This window comes from Novosphingopyxis sp. (genome assembly GCF_965218915.1).
Taxonomy (GTDB): Bacteria; Pseudomonadota; Alphaproteobacteria; order Sphingomonadales; family Sphingomonadaceae; genus Novosphingopyxis.
Genome location: NZ_OZ244708.1, coordinates 1,731,926 through 1,743,932 on the forward strand (window position 1 = coordinate 1,731,926; position 12,007 = coordinate 1,743,932).

General features: G+C 64.2%; 13 protein-coding genes. 3 read left to right on the forward strand and 10 right to left on the reverse strand.

Going from position 1 to position 12,007, the window contains the following annotated elements:
- Window positions 1-12: 12 nt before the first annotated feature.
- From ACOQPC_RS07995 to ACOQPC_RS08005, 3 genes are all read right to left on the reverse strand, one after another.
- The gene (locus tag ACOQPC_RS07995) at window positions 13-906 is read right to left on the reverse strand and encodes an ABC transporter ATP-binding protein (RefSeq protein ID WP_420605220.1); all 894 of its coding nucleotides are present in this window, start codon (window positions 904-906) and stop codon (window positions 13-15) included.
- A gap of 104 nt (window positions 907-1,010) precedes the next feature.
- Window positions 1,011-1,283: a hypothetical protein gene (locus ACOQPC_RS08000; protein ID WP_420605221.1), complete on the reverse strand. Its 273-nt coding sequence runs from the start codon at window positions 1,281-1,283 to the stop codon at window positions 1,011-1,013.
- 3 nt (window positions 1,284-1,286) lie between these two features.
- Window positions 1,287-2,672 (reverse strand): M28 family peptidase, encoded by a 1,386-nt coding sequence (locus ACOQPC_RS08005; protein ID WP_420605222.1) that lies wholly within the window; start codon window positions 2,670-2,672, stop codon window positions 1,287-1,289.
- A 192-nt stretch (window positions 2,673-2,864) separates the two neighbouring features.
- Here ACOQPC_RS08005 and ettA point away from each other — a divergent pair, with 192 nt between their 5' ends.
- The gene (gene ettA, locus ACOQPC_RS08010; protein WP_420605223.1) at window positions 2,865-4,544 is read left to right on the forward strand and encodes an energy-dependent translational throttle protein EttA; all 1,680 of its coding nucleotides are present in this window, start codon (window positions 2,865-2,867) and stop codon (window positions 4,542-4,544) included.
- Between the two features lie 280 nt (window positions 4,545-4,824).
- Here the strand turns inward: ettA and ACOQPC_RS08015 are convergent, their stop codons facing one another.
- The 6 genes from ACOQPC_RS08015 to ACOQPC_RS08040 all read right to left on the reverse strand — a co-directional run bounded on the left by ACOQPC_RS08015 (window position 4,825) and on the right by ACOQPC_RS08040 (window position 10,059).
- Window positions 4,825-5,130 carry a GIY-YIG nuclease family protein gene (locus ACOQPC_RS08015; protein ID WP_420605224.1) on the reverse strand — a complete coding sequence of 102 codons (306 nt, stop codon included), beginning with the start codon at window positions 5,128-5,130 and terminating at the stop codon, window positions 4,825-4,827.
- A 547-nt stretch (window positions 5,131-5,677) separates the two neighbouring features.
- Window positions 5,678-6,391, reverse strand: a complete 714-nt coding sequence (locus ACOQPC_RS08020; protein ID WP_420605225.1) for a Uma2 family endonuclease — start codon at window positions 6,389-6,391, stop codon at window positions 5,678-5,680.
- A 41-nt stretch (window positions 6,392-6,432) separates the two neighbouring features.
- Window positions 6,433-6,723: an acylphosphatase gene (locus tag ACOQPC_RS08025; RefSeq protein ID WP_420605226.1), complete on the reverse strand. Its 291-nt coding sequence runs from the start codon at window positions 6,721-6,723 to the stop codon at window positions 6,433-6,435.
- A 356-nt stretch (window positions 6,724-7,079) separates the two neighbouring features.
- On the reverse strand, window positions 7,080-7,808 hold the full coding sequence (locus ACOQPC_RS08030; RefSeq protein ID WP_420605227.1) for an NYN domain-containing protein: 729 nt from the start codon (window positions 7,806-7,808) through the stop codon (window positions 7,080-7,082).
- A 31-nt stretch (window positions 7,809-7,839) separates the two neighbouring features.
- Window positions 7,840-9,357, reverse strand: coding sequence for a sodium/proline symporter PutP (gene putP, locus ACOQPC_RS08035; protein WP_420608100.1), 1,518 nt, complete (start codon window positions 9,355-9,357; stop codon window positions 7,840-7,842).
- Between the two features lie 63 nt (window positions 9,358-9,420).
- Complete coding sequence (locus ACOQPC_RS08040) at window positions 9,421-10,059, reverse strand: carbonic anhydrase (protein WP_420605228.1); 639 nt, start codon at window positions 10,057-10,059, stop codon at window positions 9,421-9,423.
- Between the two features lie 75 nt (window positions 10,060-10,134).
- Between ACOQPC_RS08040 and lipA the strand changes: the two genes are divergently transcribed.
- The gene (lipA, locus tag ACOQPC_RS08045; protein WP_420605229.1) at window positions 10,135-11,067 is read left to right on the forward strand and encodes a lipoyl synthase; all 933 of its coding nucleotides are present in this window, start codon (window positions 10,135-10,137) and stop codon (window positions 11,065-11,067) included.
- Window positions 11,067-11,540 (forward strand): type II toxin-antitoxin system RatA family toxin, encoded by a 474-nt coding sequence (locus ACOQPC_RS08050; protein WP_420605230.1) that lies wholly within the window; start codon window positions 11,067-11,069, stop codon window positions 11,538-11,540. Before lipA ends, ACOQPC_RS08050 begins: the two co-directional genes overlap by 1 nt.
- On the opposite strand, the gene ACOQPC_RS08055 is transcribed toward ACOQPC_RS08050, so the two are convergent.
- Complete coding sequence (locus ACOQPC_RS08055; RefSeq protein WP_420605231.1) at window positions 11,489-12,007, reverse strand: CinA family protein; 519 nt, start codon at window positions 12,005-12,007, stop codon at window positions 11,489-11,491. The genes ACOQPC_RS08050 and ACOQPC_RS08055 overlap by 52 nt on opposite strands.

Below are 12,007 nucleotides of genomic sequence, written 5' to 3' on the forward strand. Positions count from 1 at the left end.
GCGCGCGTCCGATCAGGCGGCTTGAGCGGCGGCAGCGGGGCGGCGCGCGTCGGCGAGAGTGGTGAAATAGACGTCCTCCAGCCCACCCTGCACGGCCTCGAAGCCCTCCGGCCGTTCATCGCTCAGCACGTGGACGATGATGCGGCCGGCGAAGAAGCGGTGCGAGATGATTTCGTGCGAGGCTTTATAATCGTCGAGCCGATCGTGATCGATGGTGCGCTGCCACACGCGGCCACGGGTCGATTCGATCAACTCGCGCGGCGCGCCTTCCAGCTGCACGCGGCCGCCCGCCAGCACCGCCATGCGCGGGCACAGATCGGCGACGTCGTCGACGATATGGGTCGAGAGGATAACCACCACATTCTCGCCGATCCCGGCGAGCAGGTTGAGGAAGCGGTTGCGCTCTTCCGGGTCGAGCCCGGCGGTCGGCTCATCGACGATGATCAGTTCGGGATTGCCGATCAGCGCCTGGGCGATGCCGAAGCGCTGGCGCATACCGCCGGAAAAGCCCGCGATGGCCTTGCCGCGCACGCCCCACAGGTTGGTCTGCTCGAGCAGCGTCTCGACCACCGCCTTACGGTCCGCTTTGCCGCTGATCCCTTTCAGCACCGCCATATGATCGAGCATCTGATAGGCGGAGACGCGCGGATAGACGCCGAAATCCTGCGGCAGATAGCCCAGCGTCTCGCACAGCTTCTCGGGCTCGGCGAGCACGTCGATGTCGCCGAAGCGGATGCTGCCCTCGGTCGGCGCCTGCAGCGTGGCGATGGTGCGCATCAAGGTGGACTTGCCCGCCCCATTGGGGCCGAGCAGCCCGTACATGCCGCGCGGGATCGATAGAGTCACATCGTCGAGCGCGCGCGTTCCGCCCGGATAGACATGGCTGACGCCGGTGAGTTCGAGCATGATGGTCCCCTGATTTTTTGTCGGGGACAATATGCCTGCATGGCCCGCGGATGGGAAACGCGTTGGTCGAATCGAGGCTGTGCTTCGCCGAAACGAACCGGCGGTTATGGCCGATCGTCCGGCTGCCGAATTCCGTCGCCATCCGCTTGCTGCCCCGCATAGATCGCGGCGGCGGTTTCGGCGCGGTGCTCCGAAATCGCCTTGGCGCTGTCCTCTTCGACGATGCGCGCCGCCTCGTCGGCGGCTTCGTCCAGCGTCCGGGCCTGGGCCTCGATCCGGGCCTCTTCGTTCGGATCGGGACCGCTGAGATCGGGGTCGGCGGCCTTTTCGCTACAGGCGGCGAGCAGCGCCAGCGCTATCAGGCACAAGCTCCGCACCGCTCACTGCCCTTCCGCATGGCTTTCTTCGCCGGCCACGATCGCGCCGTCATGATTGGCGGCGATCTGCAGCACGGTGGTCCACGCGGCGACATTCTGCGCGATCTGCGCGGGATCGACCTTGTCGAGCGTGTCGTCGGGGGTGTGGTGCAGGTCGAAATAGCGCGTGCCGTCTTGCGCCAGATCGATCACCGCGGGCTTTGCCGCCGCGATGATCGCGTCGACATCGGTGCCGCCATGCGCGCTGGCATCGCCGCGCTCGATGCCCAGCGGCGCGAGCGCCAGCGTCATCTCCTCCTTCAGCGCTTCGTCGGCCAGGTTGAAATCGACCTTCCATACGCGGTCCGCGCCGAAATCCGATTCCATCGCCAAGGCGTGGGGCTGGTCTCCATATTTCTTGCCATAAGCCTCGCCGCCGAACCCGCCGACTTCTTCCGCGCCCGCCCAGAGCAGGCGGATGGTGCGGCGCGGCTGCCCCATGGCCATCACCCGCTTGGCCGCCGCGGTGATGATTCCGCAGCCTGCGGCATCGTCGATCGCCGACGGCGAGAGGTCCCAGCTGTCGAGATGGCAGGCGATGACGATCGGCGGCAGGCCGGGGTCCGCGCCCGGCACCTCGGCGATGACATTGCCGCTTTCCCGCATGCCCAGATCTTTCGGCGTCAGCACCAGTTTCATCCGCACCGGCCGGCCCAGCGCGACCAGCCGCTCCAGCGTATCGGCGTCGGGATTGCTGATCGCGCCCGCCGGAATATGCTTCACGCCCTCGTCGAACGTGGTGCCGCCGGTGTGCGGGTTGCGATGATGATCGGTGCCGACCGATCGAATCACGATCGCCGAAGCGCCCGCCCTTGCCGCGAAATTGGGGCCGCGCCAGCGCACCGGTCCGGCAAAGCCATAGCCCGATCCGTCCTGCGTCGCGCGCATGTCGTGCGTCACGAACGCGATCTTGCCGGTGAGGCTGCCCGCGGGCGCGGCCATGAGGCGCGACAGGCTGGGGAAATAGGCGATCTCGCCCTCGATGCCCGCGTCGCCGGTCGATCCGCTGGTGCCGAGCGCGGCGATATGCATGTCCTGCGGCGCGGGCGAGAGCACCTCGGCGGTTTCCTTGCCGCGCACCCAGGTCGGCATCCGGTAGGTTTCGATGCGGACGTTGGCGAAGCCCAACTCGGTCAGCTTTTTTTCGGCCCAGGCCCGCGCGCGCGCCTCGTCCTCGGTTCCGGCCATGCGGTGGCCGACTTCGGTGACCAGCCCCTCGGTGATCGCATAGGCGAGATTGTCGTCCATCGCTTCCTGCTGCATCGGCGTTAGGTTGCGCATGTCCGCTTGCGCGAAGGCCGGCGCGGCGGTGGCGAGGAGAAGGGCGGCGAGAGCTGTATGTCTGATCATGGATGCAGGGCTTATCGGCCCGCGCGCCGCTTGCCAAGGATGGTTGATGCCGGGTCGGTGGATCGCTACTTGGCACTCAACTCATTCCACCATCGTCATCCCAGCGAAAGCTGGGATCTCCGGCCAGATCGAATTTCCGGATCGCCCGAGATTCCAGCTTTTGCTGGAATGACGAACCAAGAAAGCAATATTATGGCCGCCCAGTACAGCTTCGTGATGAAGAACCTGACGAAGACCTTTCCCGGGGCGCCCAAGCCCACGCTCTCCGGCATCAACCTGCAATTCTATCAGGACGCCAAGATCGGCATCGTCGGCCCCAACGGCACCGGCAAGTCCACGCTGATGAAGATCATGGCCGGCATGGACAAGGAATATACAGGCGAGGCGTGGCCGGGCGAGAACATCACCGTCGGTTATCTGGCGCAGGAGCCCGAGCTCGACGAGAGCAAGACGGTGAAAGAGAACGTCATGGACGGCGTGCGCCCGGTGGCGGACCTGGTCGACCGCTTCAACGCCATCAGCACCCTGATGGGCGATCCGCCGGAAGACGCGGATTTCGACGCGCTGATGGAGGAGATGGGCACGTTGCAGGAAAAGATCGACGCGGTCGACGGCTGGGCGCTCGACAGCCATCTCGAACTGGCGATGGACGCGCTGCGCTGCCCGCCCGGCGATTCTTCGGTCACCAATCTGTCGGGCGGCGAGAAGCGCCGCGTGGCGCTGACGCGGTTGCTCTTGGAAAAGCCCGATATCCTGCTGCTCGACGAGCCGACCAACCATCTCGATGCGGAAAGCGTCGCCTGGCTCGAAAAGCATCTCGTCGATTACAAGGGCAACGTCATCCTCGTCACCCATGACCGCTATTTCCTCGACAATGTGGTCAACTGGATCCTCGAGCTCGATCGCTCGCGCTACTTCGTCTATGAGGGCAATTACTCCACCTATCTGGAGAAAAAGGCCAAGCGGCTCGAGCAGGAATCGCGCGAGGACAAGGGGCGGCAAAAGGCGATCACCGACGAACTCGCCTGGATCCGGCAGAGCCCAAAGGCGCGCCAGACCAAGAGCAAGGCGCGTATCCGCGCGTTCGACGAACTGGTCGAAGCGCAGGAAAACCGCGCGCCGGGCAAGGCGCAGATCCTGATCCAGACGCCCGAGCGCCTCGGCGGCAAGGTGATCGAGGCCGACGGCCTGACCAAGGCGTTCGGCGACAAATTGCTGTTCGAAAACCTGACCTTTTCGCTGCCGCCCGGCGGCATCGTCGGCGTGATCGGACCGAACGGCGCGGGCAAGACCACCTTGTTCAAGCTGATCACCGGCAAGGAGCAGCCCGACACCGGCGCGATCGAGATCGGCGACACCGTGCATCTGGGCTATGTCGACCAGAGCCGCGACCACCTCGATCCCGCGAAAAACGTCTGGGAGGAAATCTCGGGCGGGCATGATTATATGAAGCTCGGCAAGCACGAGATGGCGACCCGCGCCTATGTCGGCGCGTTCAACTTCAAGGGCGGCGATCAGCAAAAAAAGGTCGGCAAGCTATCGGGCGGCGAACGCAACCGCGTGCACATGGCCAAGATGCTGAAACAGGGCGGCAACGTCCTGCTGCTCGACGAGCCGACCAACGATCTCGACACCGAAACGCTGTCCGCGCTGGAAGAGGCGCTGGAAAGCTTCGCCGGCTGCGCCGTGATCATCAGCCATGATCGCTTCTTCCTCGACCGGCTCGCCACGCACATCCTGGCGTTCGAAGGCGACAGCCATGTCGAATGGTTCGAGGGCAATTTCGAAAGCTATGAAGAGGACAAACGGCGGCGCCTGGGCGACGAAGCGGACCGCCCGCACCGGATGAGCTACAAGAAGCTGACGCGGTAGGCGGTCGCACTACTTTCCATAACCGTCATTCCGGACTTGATCCGGGGTCCATGGCCCAGCCGAAGTGCCATCTCGCCCTGGATTCCGGGTCGAGCCCGGAATGACGTTGCTTTGGTGGAACATAAAGGTGCTTATGTCCAACCTTGTCTCACTGCGCCCACCCACACTACCGTCATCCCGGACTTGATCCGGGATCCAGGGCCCAGCGGCAGTGCCATCCCGCCCTGGATTCCGGGTCGAGCCCGGAATGACGTTGCTTTGGTGGGGAGGGGAAGCGGCGCTACGAGAGCGGTTCGAACCCAAAATCCTCCGCCAGATCGCGCCAGCGCGGGTTCTCCTCCTCGATCAGCGCCAGCTTCCATGGTCTGCGCCAGCCCTTGATCCTTTTTTCGCGGACGATGGCCGGTTCCATTTCTCCGTGAACCTCGAACCAGACCAGGCGCTTGGCATCATAGCGCTTCGAAAAGCCCTCGAAAATACCTTCGCGATGCTGGTGAACGCGGACCATTAGGTTGGAGGTGACGCCGGTATAGATCGTGCCGTTGCGCTGACTGGTCATGATGTAGACGCACGGCTGCTTTTCCATGTGCGGTCACATAGCAAGAAAGCACAACCGACGAAATCGGATAACAACTGCAAAGAACAAACCAACGCCATCCCGGACTTGATCCGGGATCCAGGGCCCAGCGGAAGTGCCATGCCGCCCTGGATTCCGGGTCAAGCCCGGAATGACGTCGTTGTTGTAGGTAGGGATACGTATTCAACCCAGCGGCTCGAACCACAAATCCTCCGCCAGATCGCGCCAGCGCGGATTGGCCTCCTCGATCAACGCCAGTTTCCAAGGCCTCCGCCAACCTTTGATCCGCTTCTCGCGCACGATTGGAGGTAACGCCGGTATAGGTTGTGCCGTTGCGCCGACTGGCCATGATATAAACGCGCGGCTGCTTCTCCATGCGGTGCCCGATAGCACAAACAGAACATCTACGTCATCCCGGACTTGATCCGGGATCCAGGGCACAGTGGCACTGATCTTGTTTAGCAGATATCCTAGATTCCGGGTCAAGCCCGGAATGACGTTATTGTCTCAACCAGGCGGTCAGTTAATGCAGAACTCAGATAGACTCTACTCCGGCTCAGATATCTCCCGTCACCACCGCCAAACCGTTTATTGTCACAGCCTCCATAGGCTCACCCAGCGCCACCTCGCGCCGTTCGGCATATCCGTCCACGCCCGGAGCCCAGAATTGATGGAGCGTGTCGCCGTTTAGGTCCACTACCCAATATTCCGGGATGTTTGCGCCAGAATAGAGTCCGGCTTTCTCACCGAGATCGAAAGCTACCGTGCTGTCAGAGATTTCGCAGACCAGCGCGACGGAAGAGGAGGGAATGGGACCCTCACCGCGCGGCTCGCTGGTCAGCATGATGTCCGGTTGCGGTTCGCTGAACCGCCCGGCTGCCATCGACTGCTCCGTCGCGACGTGAAGCGGCGATCCCAAATCCTCTATTGCGCGTCGGAGGCGGTATGCGAGTTCATCCTTCATGAAGCCGTGCGGCCGATATTGCGGGCTCAACGAATAAACCTCGCCATCGATCAACTCCGTCCTTGACCCTCGACCAATCGAGCCGTCGCGAGCGAGCAGCTCATAATCCTCGATGTTAAGTTTGATCCGCTCGATGGCATCGGTCTGCAAGCTTTCGTCTTCGACCCGGCGATTACCGAAAAGTTCACCGTCGAGAAGCTCCGACTTGATATAGTCGCTGAACATCCCCTCACGCTTCAGCAGCAGAAAGTCATCGACCTTCAACTTCAAGCGTTTGCGCTCCGCTACTGAAGTGTGAATGTTCATATGCAGATTATATCACAGAGTTGGGCAAAGGGAAAATCGTCTCACTGCCGCTTGTCGAAGTTGTCGAAGCCTTGGGCACCCACCTCCTCGCTCTCGATCCGTGCCACATCCGCAGCAGGAGGCCCGTCATGCGCCAGCGCCACCAGCCGCTCGATCGCCGCCGCCTCGCCCTCGACATGCACCTCCACCGTGCCGTCGTCGCGATTGCGCACCCAACCGGTCAGCCCCAGGTCGCGCGCGGCGGCCAAGGTCCAGTTGCGGTAGAACACGCCCTGGACGCGGCCGTGGACGGTCAGGCGGCGCGCCACGATATTTTCGTCGGTTCCCGTCATTTTTTCATTTTCCTACAAGGGTAAGGATCAGCTAAAGCGCGATTCGCTCTTTGATACCGTCGATCTCCGCCCGTCGCGATTTATCAGCCGAAACGCGCCGGAAAAAATCCGTTGGCCGCCCTCGCACTTTTTCGCTCTGGACAGTGTGAAGCAGTGTGAAGCAGTGTGAAGCCGACCCCGCGAGCATCGCGCTGTTTCTGCCTCTGGACAGTGTGAAGCGTGTGAAGCTGGCTCGGCCCATAGCCGCCCGCCGCCGTGTCGTTCACCGCCGAAAACCGGGGTTCTGCGGTCGATCCGGGATGGCCCCGTGTTTCTCCCCCTGGACTGTGTGAAGCAGTGTGAAGCTGGCGCGCTGCTCAGCGCATCCGCTTGACCCAGAGCTGGCCGTCCTCGCGGCGCTCGGTCTGGAAATTGGGCACCGTTTCGAACAGGTCGCTGAGCCGCGAGAAGCCGTAGTTGCGCACGTCGAAGCTCGACCGGTTGCCCGCGCGCTGGCCGACCTGCGACAGGCTGGCATAGCCCCGCTCGTCGCGATCGCTGGCGTTGTAGGCATCGACCAGCAGCGCGATGAGCTTGTCGTCGACGGAACGGCGCTCGCCATTGCCGTTGCTGGCCTTGGCCTCGCCGCTCTTGGCGGACTTTTCGCCGCGGACCAGCGCATCGACGTCGATGAAGCGGCTACACGCGGCCTTGAACGCTTCGGGCGTCTTGGCCGAACCGAAGCCATAGACCGGGAAGCCGTCCTGGCGGATGCGCATGGCCAGCGGCATGAAGTCGCTGTCCGAGCTCATGATGCCGAAGCCGTTGACCCGGCCGGAAAACAGCATGTCCATCGCGTCGATGGTCATCTTCATGTCGGTGGCGTTCTTGCCCTTGGTCATGTCGAACTGCTGCTGCGGCTCGATGCCGTAGACGTGGAGCTTGTCGACCCAGCCCTTCAGCGCCTGCTTGCGCCAGTTGCCGTAGGCACGCCGGATGTTGACCTCGCCCAGTTCGGCCATCACGGTGAGCACGGCGTCGATGCCGGCATGGGACGCGTTGTCGGCGTCGATGAGGAGCGCGGTGTTGCGATTGCCTTCGGTCATGCGCGGGGCTTGGACGCTGCGGGCCGCGAGATCAACCCGCTTGGGCGGCGGAAAGGGGCTCGTCCGGTCTGCGGTCCGCGGCGGGCGAGGTGGCGAGGCTCACGCCCACGATCGCCGCCATCGCCGCGATGAAGCCTGGAATGATCTCGTAAATGCCTTCGCCGCCAAGAAACTCGGCGTTCCAGCCGAGTGCGATCCAGGCGATCACCACGACGGCGCCGGTGACGAGCCCCGCCACCGCGCCCGCGCCGGTCATGCGCCGCCACATCAGCGATAGCAGGATCAGCGGGCCGAACGCGGCGCCGAAGCCGGCCCAGGCGTTCGAGACGAGCCCCAGCACCTCGCTCTCCGGATCGAGCGCGATGACGCCCGCGACCAGCGCCACGAGCAGCACGCAGAGGCGGCCGACGTTGACCATCTCGCGCTCGCTGGCGGTCTTGCGGATGAACAGGCGGTAGAAGTCCTCGGTCAGCGAACTGGAGGCGACGAGGAGCTGCGAGGAGATGGTGCTCATGATCGCGGCCAGCAGGGCGGCGAGCAGGAAGCCGGTGATCAGCGGACTGAACAGCAGATCGGCGAGCACGATGAAGATCGTCTCAGGGTCTTCCAGGGGCAGGCCGTTGCGCTCGATGAAGGCGCGGCCGGCGATGCCGACGCCGATCGAACCGAGCAGCGCCACGCCCATCCAGGTCATGCCGATGCTGCGCGCCTTGGGCACCTCCTCGACCGAACGGATCGCCATGAAGCGCACGATGATGTGCGGCTGGCCGAAATAGCCGAGGCCCCAGGTGACCGCGGACAGGAAGCCGATGACGCTGAGCCCGGCGAACAGGCTGAGGAAGTCGGGGTCGAGCGCGGTCACCTCGCGCGCCATCGGGCCGATGCCGCCTTCGCCCATCGTCGCGACGACCGGCATCAGCACGAGCGCGACGACCATGATGCAGCCCTGCACGAAGTCGGTCAGGCTGACCGCCAGGAAGCCGCCGACCATGGTATAGGCGAGCACGACGCCCGCGGTGATCCAGATGCCGAAGCTGTAGTCGCTGCCGCCCATCTCCTGCGGCAGCGATCCGAAGAGCCCGGCGAAGCTGGTCGCGAACAGCTTGCCGCCACCGACGAGCCCCGCCGCGGTATAGACCGCGAAGAAGACCACGATGATGAGGGCGGAGATCGTACGGAGCGGCAGCGCCTTGCTGGGGAAACGGCGCGAGAGAAATTCGGGGATGGTCAGGCTGTCGTCGAGATCGGCGGTCTGCCGGCGCAGCCGCGGCGCGACGAGGATCCAGTTGGCGAAGGCGCCGATGAACAGGCCGATGCCGATCCATGCCTCGACCAGTCCGGTGGCGTAGAGCGCGCCGGGCAGGCCCAGCAGCAGCCAGCCGCTCATGTCCGAGGCGCCGGCCGACAGCGCGGCCACGGCAGGCGTGAGCTGGCGTCCACCGAGCAGATAGCCCTCGCTGTCCCCGGTCGATTTGCGCCAGGCGTAGAGCCCGATCGCGATCATCAGGATGAAGTAGAGGGCGAGCGAGATTAAGGTGCCGGTTGCCATGCGCGCCTGGATAAGGATCGCGCGGCCCATGTCCACCCCCGGCGGGCTACGGAAGCCCGTCGCTCATGCCGCCGGTTCGAAGCGGTCGGTTTCCTCGTCGAGCACATAAAGGATACCGTCCGCGATGGCGAAGTGGGCGCCGTGCAGCCGAACGTCGCCGCTCGCTTCCTTGTCGATGATGCACGGAAAGGTGCGCAGGTTGGCGAGGCTGACCCGCACCGCCTCCTGCTCCATCGCGCGCAGCGCCGGGCGACCGTGATCGCCATGCGCTGCCACGATGCGCTCGCGTGCCTCATCGAGCATTTCGATCCAGTCGGCGACGAACCCGCCCTGGCCGCGCGGCGCGTTCTTCATCGCCGCGGTCAGCGCCGCTTCGCAGCCGCCGCAGCGGCCGTGACCCAGCACCAGGATTTCCGGCACCTGAAGGAACTGTACTGCGAACTCCAGCGCGGCCGAGACGCCGTGCCGGCCCGGCGTGGTCTCGAACGGCGGCACCAGCGCGGCGACGTTGCGCACGACGAAAATCTCGCCCGGATCGCTGTCGAAGATGATCGCGGGATCGACGCGGCTGTCCGAGCAGGCGATCACCATCACTTTCGGCGACTGGCCTTCGGTCAGTTCGCTCCAGCGTTCGCGTTGCCCTTCCCAGCCTTGCTTCCGGAAACGGTGATAGCCTTGGACGAGTTCGGAAAAGTCGGTCATGCGTTCGGTCTCTTAGTTTGCGCGTCGGGGGTGGCAAGCGGGCGTGGACGTCGCTATCTCGCCCCCATGAACGATATGACCAAGCTTCCCGTTCCCGAGCAGCCGCGCCAGCGCGCGCGCAAGCCCGACTGGATTCGCGTCAAGGCGCCCACCAGCAAGGGTTTCGCCGAGACGCGCAAGCTGATGCGCGATCTGAACCTGAACACCGTGTGCGAAGAGGCCGCCTGCCCGAATATCGGCGAATGCTGGACCAAGAAGCACGCCACGGTGATGATCCTGGGCGATGTCTGCACCCGCGCCTGCGCCTTTTGCAACGTCAAGACCGGCATGCCGCGCATCGTCGACAAGACCGAGCCGGCGCATGTCGCCGAGGCGGCGGCGAAGATGGGGCTGGCGCATATCGTCATCACCTCGGTCGACCGCGACGATCTGCCGGATGGCGGCGCGGACCAGTTCGTGCGCGTGATCCGGGAACTGCGCGATCAGACGCCGGACACCACGATCGAAATCCTGACGCCCGACTTTCGGAACAAGCACCGCCAGGCGATCGAGAAGATCGTCGCCGCTGGCCCGGACGTCTACAACCACAACCTCGAAACCGTGCCGCGGCTCTATCCCACGATCCGCCCCGGCGCGCGCTATTATGCCTCGCTACGGCTGCTCGATGAGGTCAAGCGGCATGATCCGGCGATCTTCACCAAGTCCGGCATCATGCTGGGGCTGGGCGAGCAGCGGCTGGAAGTGCATCAGGTGATGGACGACATGCGCTCGGCCGATGTCGACTTCCTGACCATGGGCCAGTATCTCCAGCCGACCCCGAAACATGCCGAGGTGATCGATTTCGTGACGCCCAAGGCGTTCGACGCGTTTGCGGCGATTGCGCGCGCGAAAGGCTTCCTCATGGTCGCATCCAGTCCGCTCACGCGCTCCAGCTACCATGCCGGTGACGATTTCGCGCGGATGCGCAGCGCGCGGGAGGAAAAGCTGGCCAGGGCGGCCGCGCGCTGATGCCGCGTCACAGCGAAAAGCGGCGCATGCCCTACGCGCCCGGCCAGATGTACGATCTGGTCGCGGACGTGAAGCGCTATCCGGAGTTTCTGCCTTGGGTCCTCGCGATGCGGGTGCGCAAGGAGGACGAGAGCGAGACGATCGCCGACATGGTGGTCGGCTTCAAGGCGATCCGCGAGACCTTTACGTCGAAGGTGGTGAAGACGCCCAAATTGAAAATCCACGTCGAATATATCGAAGGCCCGCTGCAATATCTGCGCAACGACTGGAGTTTCGACAGCGACGGGGAGGGCGGTTGCCTGGTGCACTTCGAGGTCGATTTCGCGTTCAGGAACCGACTGTTCCAAAGCCTCGCCGGACAGTTTTTCGAGAAAGCCCTGATGCGGATGATCGGTGCGTTCGAGACGCGCGCCGAGGCGCTTTACGGCGATGCGGGCGGCAGCAGCAGCTCCAGCGCACAGATCACCGCCTGAAGCCGGATCTCGGCGCGGCTTTTGTCCTCGCCGAAATCCTTGCGGTCGGCGTGGATATTCTCCGGATCGTCGCCGCGCGCGGCCTTGGCGAACACGACCGTACCGACCGGCTTGTTTTCGGTTCCGCCTCCGGGTCCGGCCACACCGCTGATCGCCACCGCAACGTCCGCATCGCATTGCGCGAGCGCTCCCTGCGCCATGCTCCAAGCGACCGCCATCGATACCGCGCCGAACACCTCGATCAGATCGGGCGCGACGTTCAGCATGCGCACCTTCGCATCGTCCGAATAGGTGTTGAAGCCGCAGTGGAACACCGCGCTGCTGCCCGGCACTTCGGTCAGCGCGCCGGCGACCAGCCCGCCGGTGCAGCTCTCGGCAACGGTGACGGTGCGGCCCGCCGCCCTGTTTTCCTCCACCACCCGCTTGGCCAGCGCGTAGACTTCGGCGGGCAGGATGCAGTCGTCCAT